Annotated in this window: 8 protein-coding genes; 3 read left to right on the top strand and 5 right to left on the bottom strand. The window is 39.7% G+C overall.

Going from position 1 to position 21600, the window contains the following annotated elements; all coding sequences use genetic code 11:
- Window position 1: 1 nt before the first annotated feature.
- The 3 genes from E1750_RS00260 to E1750_RS00250 are packed head-to-tail and all read left to right on the top strand — an operon-like array spanning window position 2 to window position 14496.
- Entirely contained in the window at window positions 2-11572 is an 11571-nt protein-coding gene (locus tag E1750_RS00260) for a gliding motility-associated C-terminal domain-containing protein (protein ID WP_133274832.1), read from the top strand.
- 57 nt (window positions 11573-11629) lie between these two features.
- On the top strand, window positions 11630-12535 hold the full coding sequence (locus E1750_RS00255; protein WP_133274831.1) for a PorP/SprF family type IX secretion system membrane protein: 906 nt from the start codon (window positions 11630-11632) through the stop codon (window positions 12533-12535).
- A gap of 11 nt (window positions 12536-12546) precedes the next feature.
- Window positions 12547-14496 (top strand): OmpA family protein, encoded by a 1950-nt coding sequence (locus E1750_RS00250; protein ID WP_133274830.1) that lies wholly within the window; start codon window positions 12547-12549, stop codon window positions 14494-14496.
- Window positions 14497-14928: 432 nt separating this feature from the next.
- Here the strand turns inward: E1750_RS00250 and E1750_RS00245 are convergent, their stop codons facing one another.
- From E1750_RS00245 to E1750_RS00225, 5 genes are all read right to left on the bottom strand, one after another.
- Window positions 14929-15432, bottom strand: a complete 504-nt coding sequence (locus E1750_RS00245) for a CAP domain-containing protein (RefSeq protein ID WP_133274829.1) — start codon at window positions 15430-15432, stop codon at window positions 14929-14931.
- Window positions 15433-15715: 283 nt separating this feature from the next.
- Complete coding sequence (gene cmk, locus E1750_RS00240) at window positions 15716-16396, bottom strand: (d)CMP kinase (RefSeq protein WP_133274828.1); 681 nt, start codon at window positions 16394-16396, stop codon at window positions 15716-15718.
- Between the two features lie 7 nt (window positions 16397-16403).
- Window positions 16404-17423 (bottom strand): type IX secretion system protein PorQ, encoded by a 1020-nt coding sequence (gene porQ / locus E1750_RS00235; protein ID WP_133274827.1) that lies wholly within the window; start codon window positions 17421-17423, stop codon window positions 16404-16406.
- Between the two features lie 163 nt (window positions 17424-17586).
- Window positions 17587-20037, bottom strand: a complete 2451-nt coding sequence (gene lon, locus E1750_RS00230) for an endopeptidase La (RefSeq protein ID WP_133274826.1) — start codon at window positions 20035-20037, stop codon at window positions 17587-17589.
- A 189-nt stretch (window positions 20038-20226) separates the two neighbouring features.
- Window positions 20227-21552, bottom strand: coding sequence for an MFS transporter (locus tag E1750_RS00225; protein ID WP_133274825.1), 1326 nt, complete (start codon window positions 21550-21552; stop codon window positions 20227-20229).
- Window positions 21553-21600 lie beyond the last annotated feature (48 nt).

Genomic DNA, 21600 nt, shown 5'->3' with positions numbered 1-21600 from the left:
CATGAAAAATAAATACTTTAAATTGATAAATAATAAACGACAATATTTGGTACTAATAGTACTATTTTGTATCGGAAGCACCTCCATTGTTGATGCACAGGTTTTTAAATCTGCAAGTCAAAGAACGTCGTCCTATACCCCTACCAAGAAAATTTATAATATAAAAGGAGACTTCACTATCATTGGGAATTCAAATTTAACACTACAAAATTATGGAGATGACATTACCAATGCCAATCCCATGGTTTATGTAGATGTAGATGGTGATGCAAATACTCTAAATTCATCTTCTGCCACCCTAGGACTATCTACTGAAAACGGAGCAGATCCTGCTTGTTCAAAAATAATTTTTGCCGGATTATATTGGACTGGTCGAGCGCACAATCCAAGTAATGAACCCAGTCCAAATTCCTTTACTGTTACTAAAGGTACTATTACTAAAACATTAGATAAAACCAAAATTTCATTAAAGGGTCCTAATCAATCCTCTTACACAACAATTACCGCGAATACAAATGACATTTATTATCCAAGTGGAGTACAAGGAAATATGTATGCTGCCTATGCAGAGGTTACTGACTATGTTCGCGCAAACGGAGTCGGTTCCTACACAGCAGCTGATATGGCATTAGTTGAAGGTGATGGTGGCGGTACCGGATTTTATGGTGGATGGTCGCTTATTGTTATTTATGAAAATAGCAAAATGAAATACCGTGATGTTACCCTATTTGATGGTTACGCATACGTAGCTGGCAGTCAAACGCTAAGTTACGAACTTCCTGTTTCAGGTTTCAACACTGTCCAAACGGGTCCAGTGAACATGAAATTAGGCCTTATTTCAGGTGAAGGTGATCGCGGAATAGCAGGAGATTATTTTGAAATTAAAAAGCAAATTGACGGTTCTTGGATGCGTTTGACTCATTCCAGCAATAGCACTAATAATTTCTTTAATTCGTCAATAAACACAGGTGGTAATGTACGAAATCCTAACCTTCTCAATAATACTGGATTAGATGTAAGTATGTTTAATGTGCCAAACTCTAATAATGAGGTGATGCACAATAATCAAACTGCTACCACATTCCGATTTGGATCTACTCAAGATACTTATATAATTTTCGCGATTGCTATGGCAGTAGATGCCTATGTACCAGTTGCAGAAGCAGTTATTGCTGGAGGTTCATTAAATGGTGTTCCGGTTACAAGCCCAATTTCATCGGTGGTGCCTGGTGATGTTATTGGTGCAAAAATAAATATTTATAATAGAGGAACTGAAGCGATAAATACGACAAGATTAATTGTTCCAATTCCGTATATGGTGGATTTCGTACCTGGAAGCTTAGCAAAGAATGTTAATTTTTCGCCACTTCCCACTCCAAATAATTTATATTTTGATCCTAGTTTAGGTCCAAAAGGTTCTATTGTCTATGATTTTGGTACTTTGCCACTACCTGCAAATCCTGATACTGTTCTTGCTGATTTCTCTTTTAAAGTAAAAGTTACCACGGATTGCTCACTACTCAAAAATTCTTCGTGTGCCCAATTTGTTTCTATCTATGGAAATATCAGCGGAACAGGAGCCACCACAGATGTCTACTTTGAGAAGAAACCATTTTACGTAGGATATAATTCGACAGGAACTTGCCCAGGTGAACCTATTTTAAATCCACTAAATATAAGCGTTAATGCTGCCTCATACGTAAATCAAAATTGTCAAAGTACACCTGCGATGAGAGATTTTGTATTTTGCAATCCTGAAGCATCTATTCCCATTACCGCGATTTATTCGGGATTTCCGCCAGGGTCAAGATTTTACAATTTTGCAAGAACTATCGAGTATACGATATCAAATCCGTTTCCAGCGACTTCTGGAAGTGTCCAATATTATGCAGTTCCCCCAGATGCGGCTGTAGGTTGTAATTTTCCTTTTACAATAACAGTAACAAACGTTGCGACCACACCAATACATTGCGAAAATGTGAATTATTGTAAAGGTGAGCCTGCATTACCATTGACTGCTACTGCCACAGCCCATACACCTCCGTATACTTTATATTATTTTACTTCTGAAACAGGAAATCCAGAATTGTCAATAACTCCTTCAACAACTGCAGTAGGAACAACCACATATTGGGTTGCAGAAGCCGCCTCAGGAAATTGTATCGGACCTAAAGTGCCAATTGTTGTAAATGTCAATGATATACCAACTGCACCAGCTGCAACTGTAAGCAATCCAACTTGCTCGTTAGCCACTGGAACCATAACTGTTACAGCTCCGGCGCCTGGAATAGGCATTTCCTATAGTGTTATAGGAACCAACCCTGTAGTTCCAGCTGTTACCAATGCGACTGGTATTTTTTCCGGATTAGCGCCAGGTACCTATAATATAACAACTACTAACGCTACTGGATGTATATCGACACCAACAGAGAAAGTAATTAATAATCAACCGCTAACGCCTGCCACTCCAACCGTTGCTGCGACTTTACAACCTACTTGTATGGTAGCTACAGGAACAATAACAATCACTGCTCCGACTGGAACTGGTATGACGTATAGCATTGATGGTAGCACTTATACCAACACTACCGGTATATTTACGAATGTTGCGGCTGGAACCTATACGGTAACTGCTAAATCAACGGCAGGCTGCATATCTATTGTTCCTGCAACGGTAACGATTAATCCGCAACCTGCAATCCCACAAGAGCCAACTAAAGTAAATTGCTGGGATACATTTACTTTTAATACTTCCACTTGTTCTTGGGTAAATAATAATACTCCAAAACCAGCAGAACCAGTAAAAGTTAATTGTTGGGATATTCATACTTTCAATACGACTTCTTGTGCTTGGGAAGTAACAGGAACCAAACCGGTACAACCGACGGTGGCTTGTTATGAAACAGCGACTTTCAATATGACTTCTTGTGCTTGGGAAGTAACGGGAACCAAACCGGTGCAACCGACGGTGGCTTGTTACGAAACAGCGACTTTCAATACGACTTCTTGTGCTTGGGAAGTGACTGGAACTAAACCAATCCAACCGACGGTGGCTTGTTACGAAACAGCGACTTTCAATACGACTTCTTGTGCTTGGGAAGTGACTGGAACTAAACCAATCCAACCGACGGTGGCTTGTTATGAAACAGCGACTTTTAATACGACTTCTTGTGCTTGGGAAGTAACGGGAACCAAACCGGTGCAACCGACGGTGGCTTGTTATGAAACAGCGACTTTCAATACGACTTCTTGTGCTTGGGAAGTAACGGGAACCAAACCTGTGCAACCGACTGTGGCTTGTTATGAAACAGCGACTTTCAATACGACGTCTTGTGCTTGGGAAGTAACGGGAACTAAACCGGTACAACCGACTGTGGCTTGTTATGAAACAGCAACTTTCAATACGACTTCTTGTGCTTGGGAAGTGACTGGAACCAAACCGGTACAACCGACGGTGGCTTGTTATGAAACAGCGACTTTCAATACGACGTCTTGTGCTTGGGAAGTAACGGGAACCAAACCGGTGCAACCGACTGTGGCTTGTTATGAAACAGCGACTTTCAATACGACTTCTTGTGCTTGGGAAGTGACTGGAACCAAACCGGTACAACCGACGGTGGCTTGTTATGAAACAGCGACTTTCAATACGACTTCTTGTGCTTGGGAAGTAACGGGAACCAAACCGGTACAACCGACTGTGGCTTGTTATGAAACAGCGACTTTCAATACGACTTCTTGTGCTTGGGAAGTGACTGGAACCAAACCGGTACAACCGACGGTGGCTTGTTATGAAACAGCAACTTTCAATACGACGTCTTGTGCTTGGGAAGTAACGGGAACTAAACCGGTACAACCGACTGTGGCTTGTTATGAAACAGCAACTTTCAATACGACTTCTTGTGCTTGGGAAGTGACTGGAACTAAACCGGTGCAACCGACTGTGGCTTGTTATGAAACAGCAACTTTCAATACGACGTCTTGTGCTTGGGAAGTGACTGGAACTAAACCAATCCAACCGACGGTGGCTTGTTATGAAACAGCGACTTTCAATACGACTTCTTGTGCTTGGGAAGTAACGGGAACCAAACCAGTACAACCGACTGTGGCTTGTTATGAAACAGCGACTTTCAATACGACTTCTTGTGCTTGGGAAGTAACGGGAACTAAACCGGTACAACCGACTGTGGCTTGTTATGAAACAGCAACTTTCAATACGACTTCTTGTGCTTGGGAAGTGACTGGAACTAAACCAATCCAACCGACTGTGGCTTGTTATGAAACAGCAACTTTCAATACGACTTCTTGTGCTTGGGAAGTGACTGGAACTAAACCGGTGCAACCGACTGTGGCTTGTTATGAAACAGCAACTTTCAATACGACGTCTTGTGCTTGGGAAGTAACGGGAACTAAACCGGTACAACCGACTGTGGCTTGTTATGAAACAGCAACTTTCAATACGACTTCTTGTGCTTGGGAAGTAACTGGAACTAAACCGGTGCAACCGACTGTGGCTTGTTATGAAACAGCGACTTTCAATGCGACTTCTTGTGCTTGGGAAGTAACGGGAACCAAACCAGTACAACCGACTGTGGCTTGTTATGAAACAGCGACTTTCAATACGACTTCTTGTGCTTGGGAAGTTTCTGGAACCAAACCGGTACAACCGACGGTGGCTTGTTATGAAACAGCAACTTTCAATACGACTTCTTGTGCTTGGGAAGTGACTGGAACTAAACCAATCCAACCGACGGTGGCTTGTTATGAAACAGCGACTTTCAATACGACTTCTTGTGCTTGGGAAGTAACGGGAACCAAACCGGTACAACCGACTGTGGCTTGTTATGAAACAGCGACTTTCAATACGACTTCTTGTGCTTGGGAAGTAACGGGAACCAAACCGGTGCAACCGACGGTGGCTTGTTATGAAACAGCGACTTTCAATACGACTTCTTGTGCTTGGGAAGTAACGGGAACTAAACCGGTACAACCGACTGTGGCTTGTTACGAAACAGCGACTTTCAATACGACTTCTTGTGCTTGGGAAGTAACGGGAACTAAACCGGTACAACCGACTGTGGCTTGTTACGAAACAGCAACTTTCAATACGACTTCTTGTGCTTGGGAAGTAACGGGAACCAAACCGGTGCAACCGACTGTGGCTTGTTATGAAACAGCGACTTTCAATACGACTTCTTGTGCTTGGGAAGTAACGGGAACTAAACCGGTACAACCGACTGTGGCTTGTTACGAAACAGCAACTTTCAATACGACTTCTTGTGCTTGGGAAGTGACTGGAACTAAACCGGTACAACCGACTGTGGCTTGTTATGAAACAGCGACTTTCAATACGACTTCTTGTGCTTGGGAAGTAACGGGAACCAAACCGGTGCAACCGACTGTGGCTTGTTATGAAACAGCGACTTTCAATACGACTTCTTGTGCTTGGGAAGTGACTGGAACCAAACCGGTGCAACCGACTGTGGCTTGTTATGAAACAGCGACTTTCAATACGACTTCTTGTGCTTGGGAAGTGACTGGAACCAAACCGGTGCAACCGACGGTGGCTTGTTATGAAACAGCGACTTTCAATACGACTTCTTGTGCTTGGGAAGTAACGGGAACTAAACCGGTACAACCGACTGTGGCTTGTTACGAAACAGCGACTTTCAATACGACGTCTTGTGCTTGGGAAGTAACGGGAACCAAACCGGTGCAACCGACGGTGGCTTGTTATGAAATTGCAACTTTCAATACGACTTCTTGTGCTTGGGAAGTGACTGGAACTAAACCGGTACAACCGACTGTGGCTTGTTATGAAACAGCGACTTTCAATACGACTTCTTGTGCTTGGGAAGTAACTGGAACCAAACCGGTGCAACCGACTGTGGCTTGTTATGAAACAGCGACTTTCAATACGACTTCTTGTGCTTGGGAAGTGACTGGAACCAAACCGGTGCAACCGACTGTGGCTTGTTATGAAACAGCGACTTTCAATACGACTTCTTGTGCTTGGGAAGTAACGGGAACTAAACCGGTACAACCGACTGTGGCTTGTTACGAAACAGCGACTTTCAATACGACGTCTTGTGCTTGGGAAGTAACGGGAACCAAACCGGTGCAACCGACGGTGGCTTGTTATGAAACAGCAACTTTCAATACGACTTCTTGTGCTTGGGAAGTAACGGGAACCAAACCAGTACAACCGACTGTGGCTTGTTATGAAACAGCGACTTTCAATACGACTTCTTGTGCTTGGGAAGTGACTGGAACCAAACCGGTGCAACCGACGGTGGCTTGTTATGAAACAGCGACTTTCAATACGACTTCTTGTGCTTGGGAAGTAACGGGAACTAAACCGGTACAACCGACTGTGGCTTGTTACGAAACAGCGACTTTCAATACGACGTCTTGTGCTTGGGAAGTAACGGGAACCAAACCGGTGCAACCGACTGTGGCTTGTTATGAAACAGCGACTTTCAATACGACGTCTTGTGCTTGGGAAGTAACGGGAACTAAACCGGTACAACCGACGGTGGCTTGTTATGAAACAGCGACTTTCAATACAACTTCTTGTGCTTGGGAAGTAACGGGAACCAAACCGGTACAACCGACTGTGGCTTGTTATGAAACAGCGACTTTCAATACGACTTCTTGTGCTTGGGAAGTAACGGGAACCAAACCGGTGCAACCGACGGTGGCTTGTTATGAAACAGCGACTTTCAATACGACTTCTTGTGCTTGGGAAGTAACGGGAACCAAACCGGTGCAACCGACTGTGGCTTGTTATGAAACAGCGACTTTCAATACGACTTCTTGTGCTTGGGAAGTAACGGGAACCAAACCGGTGCAACCGACTGTGGCTTGTTATGAAACAGCGACTTTCAATACGACTTCTTGTGCTTGGGAAGTAACGGGAACTAAACCGGTACAACCGACTGTGGCTTGTTATGAAACAGCGACTTTCAATACGACTTCTTGTGCTTGGGAAGTAACGGGAACTAAACCGGTACAACCGACTGTGGCTTGTTATGAAACAGCGACTTTCAATACGACTTCTTGTGCTTGGGAAGTAACGGGAACCAAACCGGTGCAACCGACTGTGGCTTGTTATGAAACAGCGACTTTCAATACGACTTCTTGTGCTTGGGAAGTGACTGGAACCAAACCGGTACAACCGACGGTGGCTTGTTATGAAACAGCGACTTTCAATACGACTTCTTGTGCTTGGGAAGTGACTGGAACTAAACCGGTACAACCGACTGTGGCTTGTTATGAAACAGCGACTTTCAATACGACTTCTTGTGCTTGGGAAGTAACTGGAACCAAACCGGTGCAACCGACTGTGGCTTGTTATGAAACAGCGACTTTCAATACGACTTCTTGTGCTTGGGAAGTGACTGGAACCAAACCGGTGCAACCGACTGTGGCTTGTTATGAAACAGCGACTTTCAATACGACTTCTTGTGCTTGGGAAGTAACGGGAACTAAACCGGTACAACCGACTGTGGCTTGTTACGAAACAGCGACTTTCAATACGACGTCTTGTGCTTGGGAAGTAACGGGAACCAAACCGGTGCAACCGACGGTGGCTTGTTATGAAACAGCAACTTTCAATACGACTTCTTGTGCTTGGGAAGTAACGGGAACCAAACCAGTACAACCGACTGTGGCTTGTTATGAAACAGCGACTTTCAATACGACGTCTTGTGCTTGGGAAGTAACGGGAACCAAACCGGTGCAACCGACTGTGGCTTGTTATGAAACAGCAACTTTCAATACGACTTCTTGTGCTTGGGAAGTAACGGGAACCAAACCAGTACAACCGACTGTGGCTTGTTATGAAACAGCGACTTTCAATACGACGTCTTGTGCTTGGGAAGTAACGGGAACCAAACCGGTACAACCGCCTTTAGCAAATTACGAAACAGCAACTTGGAATCCTGAAACTTGCAAATGGGATATTACCGGTAATCCGCCAGTTATAATCGCCCAAGACGACATCATCGCCGGCGGAAATGGTCTTAGTGGAAACACAAATGCAGGAAATGTATTGAATAATAATGGAAATGGAAATGACACCTTAAACGGCGTTAATGTAGCTATAGTCCAAGTCAACCTTTCTATAACAACCCCTGCATTATCCATCAATGGTGCCCCTGTTCCTCAAATTGATACAACAACAGGACAAATAAGCGTGCCTCAAGGTACTCCGGCTGGAATTTATTCCATTGTCTATTCTATTTGCGACAAAACTAATCCAACAATTTGTGATTCTGCAACCGTGACGGTGACAGTGAATGCTCCAAAAATTGATGCAGTTAACGATAATGCAGGCTCAATTGTAGGAATTAATCAAATTATTCCTAAAGTTGTAAATGTATTTACAAATGACACTCTAAATGGCGCTAGCGTAAATCCTTCGCTTGTTACTTTGACAACTACCGTTCCAAATCCATTTTTACAACTTAATGCTGACGGATCTGTTGATGTAATGCCTAATGCGCCTGTTGGAACACAAACATTAACATATCAAATTTGTGAAATTTTAAATCCAACCAACTGTGATACTGCTATTGTAACTATTAATATTGTTGCACCTGTGATGATGGTAGTTGCGAATGCAATTTGTGAAAACGATGTTCCTTACATTACATATACAATAACTGCGGTAAACTTCACCCCGGCAAATGGTGTGACCATTACTTGGTCTGATCCCAACAATAATGTAATCACTACTATGAACAATATGCCACTTACTGCAAAAATACTATGGCCAGGAGCCCTTGTAGACCAAAATGGTAACGGCATTGATTGGCCAGGATGGGTATTTAAAAATAATCAATGGATTGAAGCGGCTGATGGCTTTGAAAGTCTAAGGCCAAAAGCCAATGTGACTTTCACCCTTAATCCAAGTCAAACTGTAGTTGTGAATTATCCACCCGCGGATCCTTTCTGTACTTCAAAACCTACCTTTGTAATTGATGCCGTAAACGATAGTGCTGGACCAGTGGTAAGCGGAACCGGTACTATTAATGTTATTAATGTCTTCCCTAATGATACTTTAAACAATGCAGTTCTTAATCCTTCGGATGTTACTTTAACCACTATCGTCGCAAATCCAAACTTAATTTTGAACAATAATGGTTCCGTCGATGTAAAACCAGGCACAGCGGCAGGAATATACTCTTTAACTTATCAGATTTGTGAAAATGCGAATGCGGGTAATTGTGATTCCGCTACGGTAACGATTACTGTAACTGCTCCAGCTATAGTTGCTCAAGATGATACCATCGCTGGCGGTAATGGTGCTGCTGGAAACACAAATGCAGGTAACGTATTAAACAATAATGGCAACGGAAATGACACAATAAATGGTGTGCCGGTAACCATTGCTCAAGTAAACTTGACAATTACAACTCCTGCTAGTCCGATTGGAGGTGCTCCAGTTCCCAAAGTAGATACTACAACAGGACAAATTAGCATCCCTGCCGGAACACCAGCTGGAACCTATACGATCGTTTATTCGATTTGTGAAAAACTAAACCCAACCAATTGTGATTCCGCTACGGTAACGATTACTGTAACTGCTCCAGCTATAGTTGCTCAAGATGATACCATCGCTGGCGGTAATGGTGCTGCTGGAAACACAAATGCAGGTAACGTATTAAACAATAATGGCAACGGAAATGACACAATAAATGGTGTGCCGGTAACCATTGCTCAAGTAAACTTGACAATTACAACTCCTGCTAGTCCGATTGGAGGTGCTCCAGTTCCCAAAGTAGATACTACAACAGGACAAATTAGCATCCCTGCCGGAACACCAGCTGGAACCTATACGATCGTTTATTCGATTTGTGAAAAACTAAACCCAACCAATTGTGATTCCGCTACGGTAACGATTACTGTAACTGCTCCAGCTATAGTTGCTCAAGATGATACCATCGCTGGCGGTAATGGTGCTGCTGGAAACACAAATGCAGGTAACGTATTAAACAATAATGGCAACGGAAATGACACAATAAATGGTGTGCCGGTAACCATTGCTCAAGTAAACTTGACAATTACAACTCCTGCTAGTCCGATTGGAGGTGCTCCAGTTCCCAAAGTAGATACTACAACAGGACAAATTAGCATCCCTGCCGGAACACCAGCTGGAACCTATACGATCGTTTATTCGATTTGTGAAAAACTAAACCCAACCAATTGTGATTCCGCTACGGTAACAATTACTGTAACTGCTCCAGCTATAGTTGCTCAAGATGATACCATCGCTGGCGGTAATGGTGCTGCTGGAAACACAAATGCAGGTAACGTATTAAACAATAATGGCAACGGAAATGACACAATAAATGGTGTGCCGGTAACCATTGCTCAAGTAAACTTGACAATTACAACTCCTGCTAGTCCGATTGGAGGTGCTCCAGTTCCTAAAGTAGATACTACAACAGGACAAATTAGCATCCCTGCGGGAACACCAGCTGGAACCTATACGATCGTTTATTCGATTTGTGAAAAACTAAACCCAACCAATTGTGATTCCGCTACGGTAACGATTACTGTAACTGCTCCAGCTATAGTTGCTCAAGATGATACCATCGCTGGCGGTAATGGTGCTGCTGGAAACACAAATGCAGGTAACGTATTAAACAATAATGGCAACGGAAATGACACAATAAATGGTGTGCCGGTAACCATTGCTCAAGTAAACTTGACAATTACAACTCCTGCTAGTCCGATTGGAGGTGCTCCAGTTCCTAAAGTAGATACTACAACAGGACAAATTAGCATCCCTGCCGGAACAACAGCTGGAACCTATACGATCGTTTATTCGATTTGTGAAAAACTAAACCCAACCAATTGTGATTCGGCTACAGTAACGATTACTGTAACTGCCCCAGCTATAGTTGCTCAAGATGATACCATTGCTGGCGGTAATGGTGATGAAGGTAATCCAAATGCTGGAAATGTTTTAAACAATAATGGAAACGGAAATGATACATTGAATGGCGTCAACGTTGCTATTGACCAGGTAAATCTGACAATAACAATTCCTGCAACTCCTATTGGTGGCGCACCTGTTCCATTAATTAGTACTATAAGTGGACAAATTACTGTGCCTATGGGAACCCCAGCAGGAACCTATACAATTGTTTATTATATTTGTGACAAATTAAATCCAACAAATTGCGATCCGGCTACCGTAACGATTACTGTTGATGCTGGTTTAGTTTTAGACTGTCAAGCTATTGTTGTGCATAATGCATTTACGCCAAATAGCGATGGCACTAATGATTACTTGCAAATTGATGGTGTAGATGATACCAATTGCTATCCTAGTGGTGTTTCGGTTGAAATCTACAACCGTTGGGGAGTATTAGTTTTCGAGACCTCTAAATACAACAACGAATCAAATCGTTTCGATGGCTTTTCCAGAGGTAGAACAACAATTAGTAAACAAGATGGTTTACCAACTGGAACCTACTTTTACATAGTAAATTATCAATCTGTAGGCGGTACAGGAAATATTCAAACCAATAAAAAAGAAGGATTTTTATACCTTTCAAGATAAATTTAACTCAAATCTAACTCCCGGGAATTCAAACTCCCGGGTTTAAACTCAAACTAAATGAAGACAAGAATACTATTATTCGCTTTGCTGTTTACAGGAGTGTTAAGTTATGCCCAGCAGGATGCTCAATTTACACAGTATATGTATAACACCATCAATGTCAATCCTGCTTATGCTGGATCGCGCGGAGCTTTAAGTATGTTTGCCCTATATCGTACGCAATGGGTTGGACTAGATGGAGCGCCCGTTACTAGTACTGTTTCTATGAATACACCACTGAACGAATCTCGTTTAGGCTTAGGGGTTTCATTGATTAATGATAAAATAGGTCCAACCACAGAAAATACAATTTCTGCCGACTTATCCTATACCATTAATACTTCAGAAGATTGGAAACTATCCTTTGGTATAAAAGCCACTGCTAATTTATTTGATTTGGATGCTACAAAATTAACTAATGTGGTTCCAGATCCAAGTTTGCAAAATTACAGTACTTTCTCTCCCAATATTGGGGCAGGAATTTATTGGCATTCTGATCAAGCTTATTTGGGCTTTTCTATTCCCAATTTTCTTCAGACACAACGCTATGACGACAATGAAGTAGCTATTTTCAAAGAAAGAATAAGCTATTATCTCATAGGAGGCCTTGTGTTTGATTTGAACGATGAAATTAAATTTAAACCCGCCTTTTTGACCAAAATGATTACTGGAGCACCTCTGCAAGTGGATGTGTCTGCCAACTTTTTATTCTATGAAAAATTGATGTTAGGTGCCTCTTACAGGTGGAGTGCTGCCTTGAGCGCTATGGTCGGATTCCAAGTTTCCGATGGTTTATATATTGGCTACGGATACGACAGAGAAACCACCAATTTAGACAATTACAATTCAGGTTCGCACGAGATATTCTTGCGCTTTGAATTGTTCAAAAACAATGACCGTATAACCAGTCCAAGATTCTTCTAAAAGCGAATATTATGAAAAATTTTATAATTCTATACATAACAATATTAAGTGTTTTTTCATTTAACGCTTTTGCACAGAAATCTAAAACCACTTCTGCTAATAAAAAATATGACAACTTTGCCTATATTAAAGCAGCTAGTACTTATGAAAAAGTAGCAGAAAAAGGATATAAATCCGAAGATATGTTCCAAAAATTAGGCAATTCCTATTATTTTAATGGAGAGTTGGCTAAGGCGGCTAAATGGTATGGCGAATTGTTTGTTATGAATCCCAATCAAGAATCAGAATATTGTTATCGTTATGCCCAATCCTTGAAATCCATTGGCCAAACCGAAAAATCAAACCAAATGTTAGAGTCTTTCAACCAAAAAGTTAGTAACGATACAAGAGGAAAACTCTACAAGAACAACAAAAACTATTTAGAGCAAATCAAAGCCAATTCAGGAAGATACCAAATAGAAGATGCTGGAATCAACTCCAAATATTCCGATTACGGTAGCGCCTTGTTCGGCAACAAACTCGTGTTTTCCTCTGCGAGAGATACTGGCAGTATAGGTCAACGAAAACACACTTGGACCGATCAACATTTTACAAATCTCTACATAACAGAATTGGCAGAAGAAATGACTCCGGGAAAAGTTAACAGGTTCTCTAAAAAAGTCAATTCAAAATTCAATGAATCGACACCTGTTTTTACTAAAAATGGACAAACAATGTATTTTACCCGAAACAACTATCTCGATGGCAAGAAAGGAAAAGACGGAAAAGATATTACTTATGTTAAAATCTATAAAGCCAGTTTTGTAAATAATAAATGGGATAAAATAACCGAATTACCCTTTAATAGCGATGCTTATAGTACAGCACATCCGACATTGAGTTCTGACGAAAAAACGATGTATTTCGCATCGGATATGCCGGGAACTTTAGGACAATCGGATATATTTAAAGTCAAAATTAATGATGATGGTAGTTTTGGTGTACCCCAAAATCTGGGAAATACTATTAATACTGAAGGAAGGGAAACATTTCCATTGGTTACAGATGAAAACGAACTTTATTTTGCCTCGGACGGGCGTCCAGGATTGGGAGGACTAGATGTATTTGTATCTAAACTTGGAGCAGATGCGAGCATCGGGGAAATTCAAAATGTAGGGGATGGAGTAAACTCACCCAAGGATGATTTTGCTTATTTGATAGACACCAAATCCAGAAGAGGTTTTGTTACTTCCAATAGAGATGGAGGTCAAGGATACGATGATATATACAAATTTCTCGAAACTAGAAAGCTTCAATGTTTGCAAGAATTATATGGCACTGTAACCGACATTAACAGTTCACAGCTGCTACCAGATACAAAAATGAGCTTGTTTGATAGTGCATTCAACCTAATAAACACGGTCGTAACCGATACAAATGGAAATTACAAATTCGAGGTAGAATGTGGTAAAAATTACAATGTCAGAGCGGCAAAACCTGAGTATATGACCAAAGAACAAAAAATTGCAATTCCAACACAAAATGGAAAAACCAATTTGAATTTCGCCCTAGAAAAAGAAGTATGCAAAGTGGCTGTCGGCGATGATTTAGGAAAATGCTTTGGTATCAAAATGATTTACTTCGATTTGGATAAATACAATATCAGAACCGAAGCAGCCTTAGATTTAGAAAAAATACTCGATGTATTGAACCAAAATCCAACGATGAAATTAGACATCCGTTCTCATACCGATTGTCGTGCTACTTTTAAATATAATGAAACCTTATCTGAAAATCGAGCGAAATCTACCATCAAATGGTTGGTTAAAAATGGAATTGCAGCCGATAGGCTTACCGGAAAAGGATATGGCGAGAGTCAATTGGTAAACGATTGCGGCTGCGAGCCAACAAACCAGTCACCTTGTACAGAGGAACAACACCAAATGAACAGACGTAGCGAGTTTATTATCACCGCGCTTTAAACCAAAATTAAAATAAAAACCAAAAGAACCCTCGAATGTATAATACGCTCGAGGGTTCATTAATTTTTGGATTGATAGCCAGTAATACCTCAGTCTGTGAAATGAATCATTTATACCCAAAACTTGTAAGCTGCCAACTAAGTACCATAACAAAGATACTATCATTCAAATTTGTTCTGATGGCCGGAACTTTATAAAGGAATCTTTTTAAACTGTACTAGAATATAATGCGCGTCAAAAGGGTTAAGACCTCGTAATGGTTTACTGTGAAGGAAAATGCAGATGTACTCAATCCTTTGTATAATGAATAAAAATCACAGCAAACGATCAAAGGACACCTACAATAGTTGCAAAAATTTTTTATCGAAATTAAAAATAATGAACAAAAAAAGCTGCCCTTTCAAGACAGCTCAAAATCAAAAATAAAAATATTTAGATGCGAGCAAAAATATTAGTATAATATTTTTTACCCTCTGCATTTACTCGAATTGCGAGACCAAAATGGGTAAAATTGCCCTCAATATTGGCTTTATGCCCCGGACTCTTTAACCAAGCATCAAATGCTCCTTGAGGTGAATTGTAATTATAAGCAATATTTTCGGCTACACTTTTTGCTCCTAGAACTTTAATAATATTTTCAGAACGAGAAACAAAATCATCGTGATTAACCACGTTATTGGTAATCATATAATTATCGTGCTCCTCCGATTTGTATGAGATATGATCAATTTGTTTTAACTCATTTAAACCAATACTGACCCGGTAGGCATTAATCAATGCCATTGTTTCAAGTTCCGTCGAACTATAAGAAAAATTTATTGATTTTTGTGCAGAAACAGCTGAGGAACTTTCTTCCGCACTATCCGAAGATGAACACGAGTTCATGGTATATACTATTGCAACTAGCAATAATACACGATGTAATTTTGCTTTCATAATAATTAAGTAGATTAGGTTTAAAGTAGAATGTGGGGCAAACTTCTTTACTATTGTTTGATATAAGAACTTGATTAATTATGATATAAATGTAATTAGATTATCGTTTAAAATACAAATAAAATCGATGAAATACACAAAATAATAATATATCATATAATTTTCTTACAATAACATATTGTTAGAATATTTGAAATAGGTATCCTTTATCATCGCTAAAAGGCTTACAATAAAAAACCCCGCAAGAAGCGAGGTTTAAAAAAAATTAATGACGTTTCTAGTACTAAATATGAATTAGTTTAAGTACCTTTTCGAATTGTTCTTGTTTTGAAATAGTAGAATTATCGAACTCTATCGCATCCTTGGCTTTAACTAATGGTGAATCCTCTCGATGCGTATCGATATAATCGCGCTGTTCAACATTTTTCAAAACTTCATCAAAAGTTACCTGATCACCTTTTTTTTGAAGTTCCTTAAATCTCCTCTCTGCACGGGTCAAAGGACTGGCAGTCATAAATATTTTCAAATCGGCATTCGGAAAAACGATAGTGCCAATATCCCTGCCATCCATCACTATTCCTTTGTTTTTGCCCATTTCTTGTTGCTGTTCGACTAATTTCGAACGCACTTCCGAAATCTCGGCGACTTGGCTAACATAATTTGAAACTTCAATCGTCCGAATTTCCTTTTCGACATTTAGATCGTTCAAATACATTTCGGCAAAACCTAAATCTGGGTTGAATTTGAAAACCAATTTAATAGTTGGTAAACTCGCAACAAGTGATTTGATATCAAAAAAACCTATCCCAATAAACCCCTTTTGCATCGCATACAATGTGACTGCTCTGTACATCGCACCTGTATCGACATAAACATATCCTAAATGATGAGCCAATTCTTTGGCTAAAGTGCTTTTTCCTGTTGATGAATAGCCATCAATAGCAATGGTGATTTTTTTTTTCAAAACAGTATTATTGAAAATTAATAGTCATACCAAATAAACTTGTATTTGCAGCCAAAGTATATCTGGAATAAGAATAATTGAATTTTAATTTATTAAATCGTATTCCAAAACCAACTGAAATTCCAGAGAAATTTCGAATATTCTCTACCTGCAATTCTTCGGCTCTTCTAAAATTATAACCCAATCTCAAATTTACGGCTTTTTTTGGAAATAACTCTACTCCTACTATAGTATGTCTTAGTGCATTTCCTAAAAAGGATGTTTTTTTCTCCGTCGTGGTGCCATCGAGTGAGGTTTGCGCTTGGTTAGGATTGCTAAAAGAAACATTCCATTGCTGTAAATTTTCGAAAGTCAAATGCCATCGAATGGGGACATTTTCTAATTCTTGGGAAACCCCTGCAATGATTTCGAGTGGTAATTTTTCATTAATACCATTATAGGTCGTAAACTGCGTTCCAATATTGCGAATGACCAAAGCCCAATTGACATCATTCGCTTCGTCAATGTAAATTGCGCCTAAATCAAGCGCTCCTCCTAAAGAGCTATAACTTTCTAAAGACGAAGAAATTAATTTGGCATTGGCACCCAAAAAAAGATTGGTATTAGGAACATTATAGGCATAACCCACAGAAAGTGCTACTTCACTCCCGGTAAATTCAGATGTCGCTTGTCCATTTTGGTCATATCCATCAAATTTTCCATAATTCACATAATTCACTCCCACTTGAAAAGTTTGCAAGTGACGGTCGTAAGTATAGGCATACGAAGCGGTTCCGTAACTTACTTCACCAAAATAACTGCCATAATTCAAAGCCAAATGATTGTCCATATCAGCGTTGATTGTCGCGGGATTGAAATGTGCTTGGTTTACATCTTCATCGTAGATAGTAACTGTTTTTCCGCCTAAAGCAGCCTGCCTAGGAGAGGTCACCAAGTTCAAAAACTGATAAGTGTACTTCCCTCCTATTTGACCATTTGACACAGTACAAACAAAAAATAAAAAGAAAATTAAAAGTTTTTTTGGCATATTTCGAAATAACTATTCTGTAATGTAAACGCAAATGCGAAGATAAAATTATAAAAGAATAAATTCCCCTTTTTCAGCCGAAGTTTCTATCTAATTCTTCCTGAAATAAAAATTCCATCCCGAACTATCGAGATGGAATCCAACGTTTACAACGGCAATAAAATTATATTTTTTTAGCGTTTTTAACCTTTTGATCTGTAATGGCTATGGCCAAAACATCGCTCATTTCTTTAACATAATGAAAAGTCAAACCTTCGACATATTTTGGTTTTATTTCATCGATATCGCTTTTGTTTTCGTGACATAGAATAATTTCTTTGATGTTGGCTCTTTTGGCAGCCAAAATCTTTTCCTTTATTCCACCAACCGGCAGCACTTTTCCACGTAAAGTAATTTCACCAGTCATTGCCAAACCTTTCTTCACTTTCTTTTGCGTTAAAACCGAAACTAAGGATGTCAACATAGCAATTCCTGCGCTTGGACCATCTTTAGGCGTGGCACCTTCCGGAACGTGAAGATGGATGTTGTACTTAGACAATGTTTCTTGATTTAGCCCCAGCAACTCGGTATTAGCTTTGATATACTCCAACGCTATCGTTGCCGATTCTTTCATAACATTACCCAAATTTCCGGTGATGGTCATCGTCCCTTTGCCAGGAGAAATCAAGGATTCAATGAAAAGGATGTCGCCACCAACACTAGTCCACGCTAGTCCCGTTACTACTCCTGCCACATCATTGCTCTCGTATTTGTCACGTTCCAATCTTGGAATTCCCAAAACTTGAACGATATCTTCATTGGTCACTTTCTTATTGTACTCCTCTTCCATAGCGATAGATTTGGCCGCATTTCGGATTACTTGGGCAATTTTTGCTTCCAAACCACGAACGCCGGATTCACGGGTGTACCCTTCGACAATTTTTTCCAGTTGTTTCACTCCAATAGACAAATCTTTGGTTGTCAAACCATGTGCTGTTAATTGTCTTGGAAACAAATGCTGGCGTGCAATTTCTATCTTTTCTTCAATAGTATAACCGGACATCTTGATGATTTCCATTCTGTCGCGTAATGCAGGCTGAATTTCGGCCATATTATTCGAAGTTGCAATGAACATCACTTTCGATAAATCGTAACCCATTTCAAGGAAATTGTCATAAAATGAATTGTTTTGTTCTGGGTCTAAAACCTCCAATAAAGCCGAGGAAGGATCCCCTTGACGGCTATTGGATAATTTGTCGATTTCATCTAAAACAAAAACCGGGTTGGAGGTACCTGCCTTTTTCAAACTTTGAATAATTCTTCCGGGCAAAGCACCGATATAGGTTTTCCTATGTCCGCGAATTTCTGCTTCATCCCGTAAACCTCCCAATGAAATTCTCACATATTCTCTACCCAAAGCCTCAGCAACTGATTTTCCAATAGAGGTTTTACCCACACCCGGAGGACCTGTCAAGCAGATTATTGGGGACTTCATATCATTTCGCAATTTCAAAACAGCCAAATGCTCTATCATTCTTTTCTTGACCTCTTCCAATCCGAAATGCTCTCGATCCAGGATTTTTTGAGCTCGTTTCAAATCGAAAATATCTTTCGAATATTCGCCCCAAGGCAAATCTAAAAATAATTCTAAATAATTTCTTTGTATACCAAAATCAGGCGCTTGTGGATTCATTCGGCGCATTTTAGACAATTCCTTTTCGAAATGTTTTTGCGTTTTCTCATCCCATTTTTTAGTTTTGGCTTTGGCACTCATTTCGTCCATTTCCTCTTCTTGCGAAACACCACCCAATTCTTCCTGAATGGTTTTCATCTGCTGATGCAGAAAATATTCCCGTTGCTGTTGGTCTAAATCGAATCGAACTTTGGATTGAATATTATTTTTCAATTCAAGTTTCTGCAATTCAGTATTCATATACCTCAGGGTCTCAAGCGCACGTTCTTTCAAAGAATTGATCGACAACAAACCTTGCTTTTCCTCGACTGATAAACTCATATTCGAAGTCACAAAATTGATTAAAAACGATTGACTTTCAATGTTTTTGATCGCAAAGGTTGCTTCGCTGGGAATATTTGGATTTTCTTTGATAATTTGAATGGCTAATTCGCGCACTGAGTCTAAAATCGCTAAAAATTCACTGTCTTTTTTAGTGGGTCTTTTCTCAGCAACAGCCGTAATATTGGAAGTAATATAAGGAGTTTCTGAAACTATCGAATCTATTTGAAATCTTTTTTTCCCTTGTAGAATAACCGTAACATTGCCGTCTGGCATTTTAAGTACACGCAAAATCCGAGCTACAGTTCCAATGGAATAAATATCATTTTGGCTGGGATCTTCGACTTCTTCGTTCTTTTGTGCAACCACACCAATTATTTTCCCCGCAGCATAAGCATCATTGATTAAATTGATAGATTTATCGCGTCCTGCTGTAATCGGAATGACCACGCCGGGAAACAAAACCATATTTCGCAAAGGCAAAATAGACAATGTATCTGGTAGATCTTCATTGTTCATTTCTTCCTCGTCTTCGGGCGTCAATAATGGAATTAATTCGGTTTCACTATCAAATTCGTGTAGTGACAGATTGTCAAGAGTATGTATTTTATGATTTGACATAGTATAAAATAAGTCTTTTTGTCATTAAAAAGTGAAACTTCTTCATAACAAAGTTAGTATTACAAGATTATATTTTGCTGTAAATGAATCAGTAACAAAAATAATCGTTTTTTATATACTGCAATAAGTCAATCTTTGTGCCATAAATAGTACGAAGAAAAATTTAGGCTATTCTATTCGGGTGTAGAGCTAATTGACCATTTTATTTTTAGGAATTCTTTTTAATAAAAGAACACCAATGATAAAAAATACAGCTAAAAAAACGATGGCAAATCTCGGACTTCCCGTAATTTGATCGATGATACCATACACGCACATCCCGATTACTATTCCAATTTTCTCGGCAACATCATAAAAACTAAAAAAGGAAGCAGTGTCCTCGGTTTCGGGTAATAATTTAGAATAGGTTGATCGAGACAAAGACTGAATACCGCCCATAACCAAACCAACTAAACTCGCCATAATATAAAAATGCAAGGGCAAAACGATGAAATAGGCTACCGAGCAAAGCAACACCCAAAAAATATTTATTACGATTAATGTCGCAATATTTCCAAATTTAGCCGATGCCCTTGAGGTTAAAAAAGCGCCTAAAACCGCTACCAATTGTATCAATAAAATGCATATTATCAAGCCAGTCGTACTTTCTTCCTTAGACGACCAAGCAATTTCTTGTGCACCAAAATAAGTAGCCACAATCATAACGGTTTGCACCGCCATACTGTATACAAAGAAACTTCCTAAATACCGTTTTAGGGCCAAATTATCTTCTAGTAATGCCCATACTTTTTTCAATTCTTTGAAACCATTGAAAATAGTGTCTTTGGTCACTTTTTGGTTCTGGTTTTTATTCCCTTTTGGCAAATAATAATACGTATATTGACTGAAAAGTATCCACCAAACACCTACCATAATGAAGGAATAACGCATCGCTTTCATTGCCGCCTCGCCACTCGAACCCAAAATTCCAAAAAGAGATGGCTTCATAATCATTGCCAAGTTGACTATCAATAAAACGACGCTTCCAATATAACCCAAAGAATAGCCTTTGGCACTTATTTTATCCTGCTGCTCTGGAAAAGCTATATCGGGCAAATATGAATTATAAAAGACCAAACTGCCCCAAAAACCTACTAAACCAAAAAAGTAAAAAAACAATCCTATATAAATATTTTCGAGGCTGAACCAATGCAAACCCATACAGGACAATGCCCCCATATAACAGAAAAATTTCATAAAAGATTTTTTATTACCAACATAATCGGCAATACCTGAAAGCAAGGGCGAAATAAAAGCAACGACTAGAAAAGCGGCTGCAGTTACAAAACTGATTAAAGCCGAATTTTTCAAATTAAGCCCAAAAACTTCGATATAATGACTTCTATCCGAAAATAAAGATTCGAAAAAAATCGGAAAAACCGCCGATGAAATGACCAAAGGATAAACCGAATTTGCCCAATCATAAAACGCCCACGCATTCAACAATTTCTTACTGCCTTTTTCTAATGCTTTCATCTTTCAAATTTATTTGCGTCAAATATAATCAAATACTTTTGCCAAAAA

The sequence above is a fragment of the Flavobacterium nackdongense genome (genome assembly GCF_004355225.1).
Taxonomy (GTDB): domain Bacteria; phylum Bacteroidota; class Bacteroidia; order Flavobacteriales; family Flavobacteriaceae; genus Flavobacterium; species Flavobacterium nackdongense.
This window is presented reverse-complemented; position numbering and strand designations above follow the sequence as displayed.

Coding starts and splice junctions, on each gene's coding strand:
- E1750_RS00250 (WP_133274830.1), top strand. CDS start 12,547: ATGAAAAATTTTATAATTCTATACATAACAATATTAAGTGTTTTTTCA.
- porQ (WP_133274827.1), bottom strand. CDS start 17,423: ATGCCAAAAAAACTTTTAATTTTCTTTTTATTTTTTGTTTGTACTGTG.
- E1750_RS00245 (WP_133274829.1), bottom strand. CDS start 15,432: ATGAAAGCAAAATTACATCGTGTATTATTGCTAGTTGCAATAGTATAT.
- lon (WP_133274826.1), bottom strand. CDS start 20,037: ATGTCAAATCATAAAATACATACTCTTGACAATCTGTCACTACACGAA.
- E1750_RS00255 (WP_133274831.1), top strand. CDS start 11,630: ATGAAGACAAGAATACTATTATTCGCTTTGCTGTTTACAGGAGTGTTA.
- E1750_RS00225 (WP_133274825.1), bottom strand. CDS start 21,552: ATGAAAGCATTAGAAAAAGGCAGTAAGAAATTGTTGAATGCGTGGGCG.
- E1750_RS00260 (WP_133274832.1), top strand. CDS start 2: ATGAAAAATAAATACTTTAAATTGATAAATAATAAACGACAATATTTG.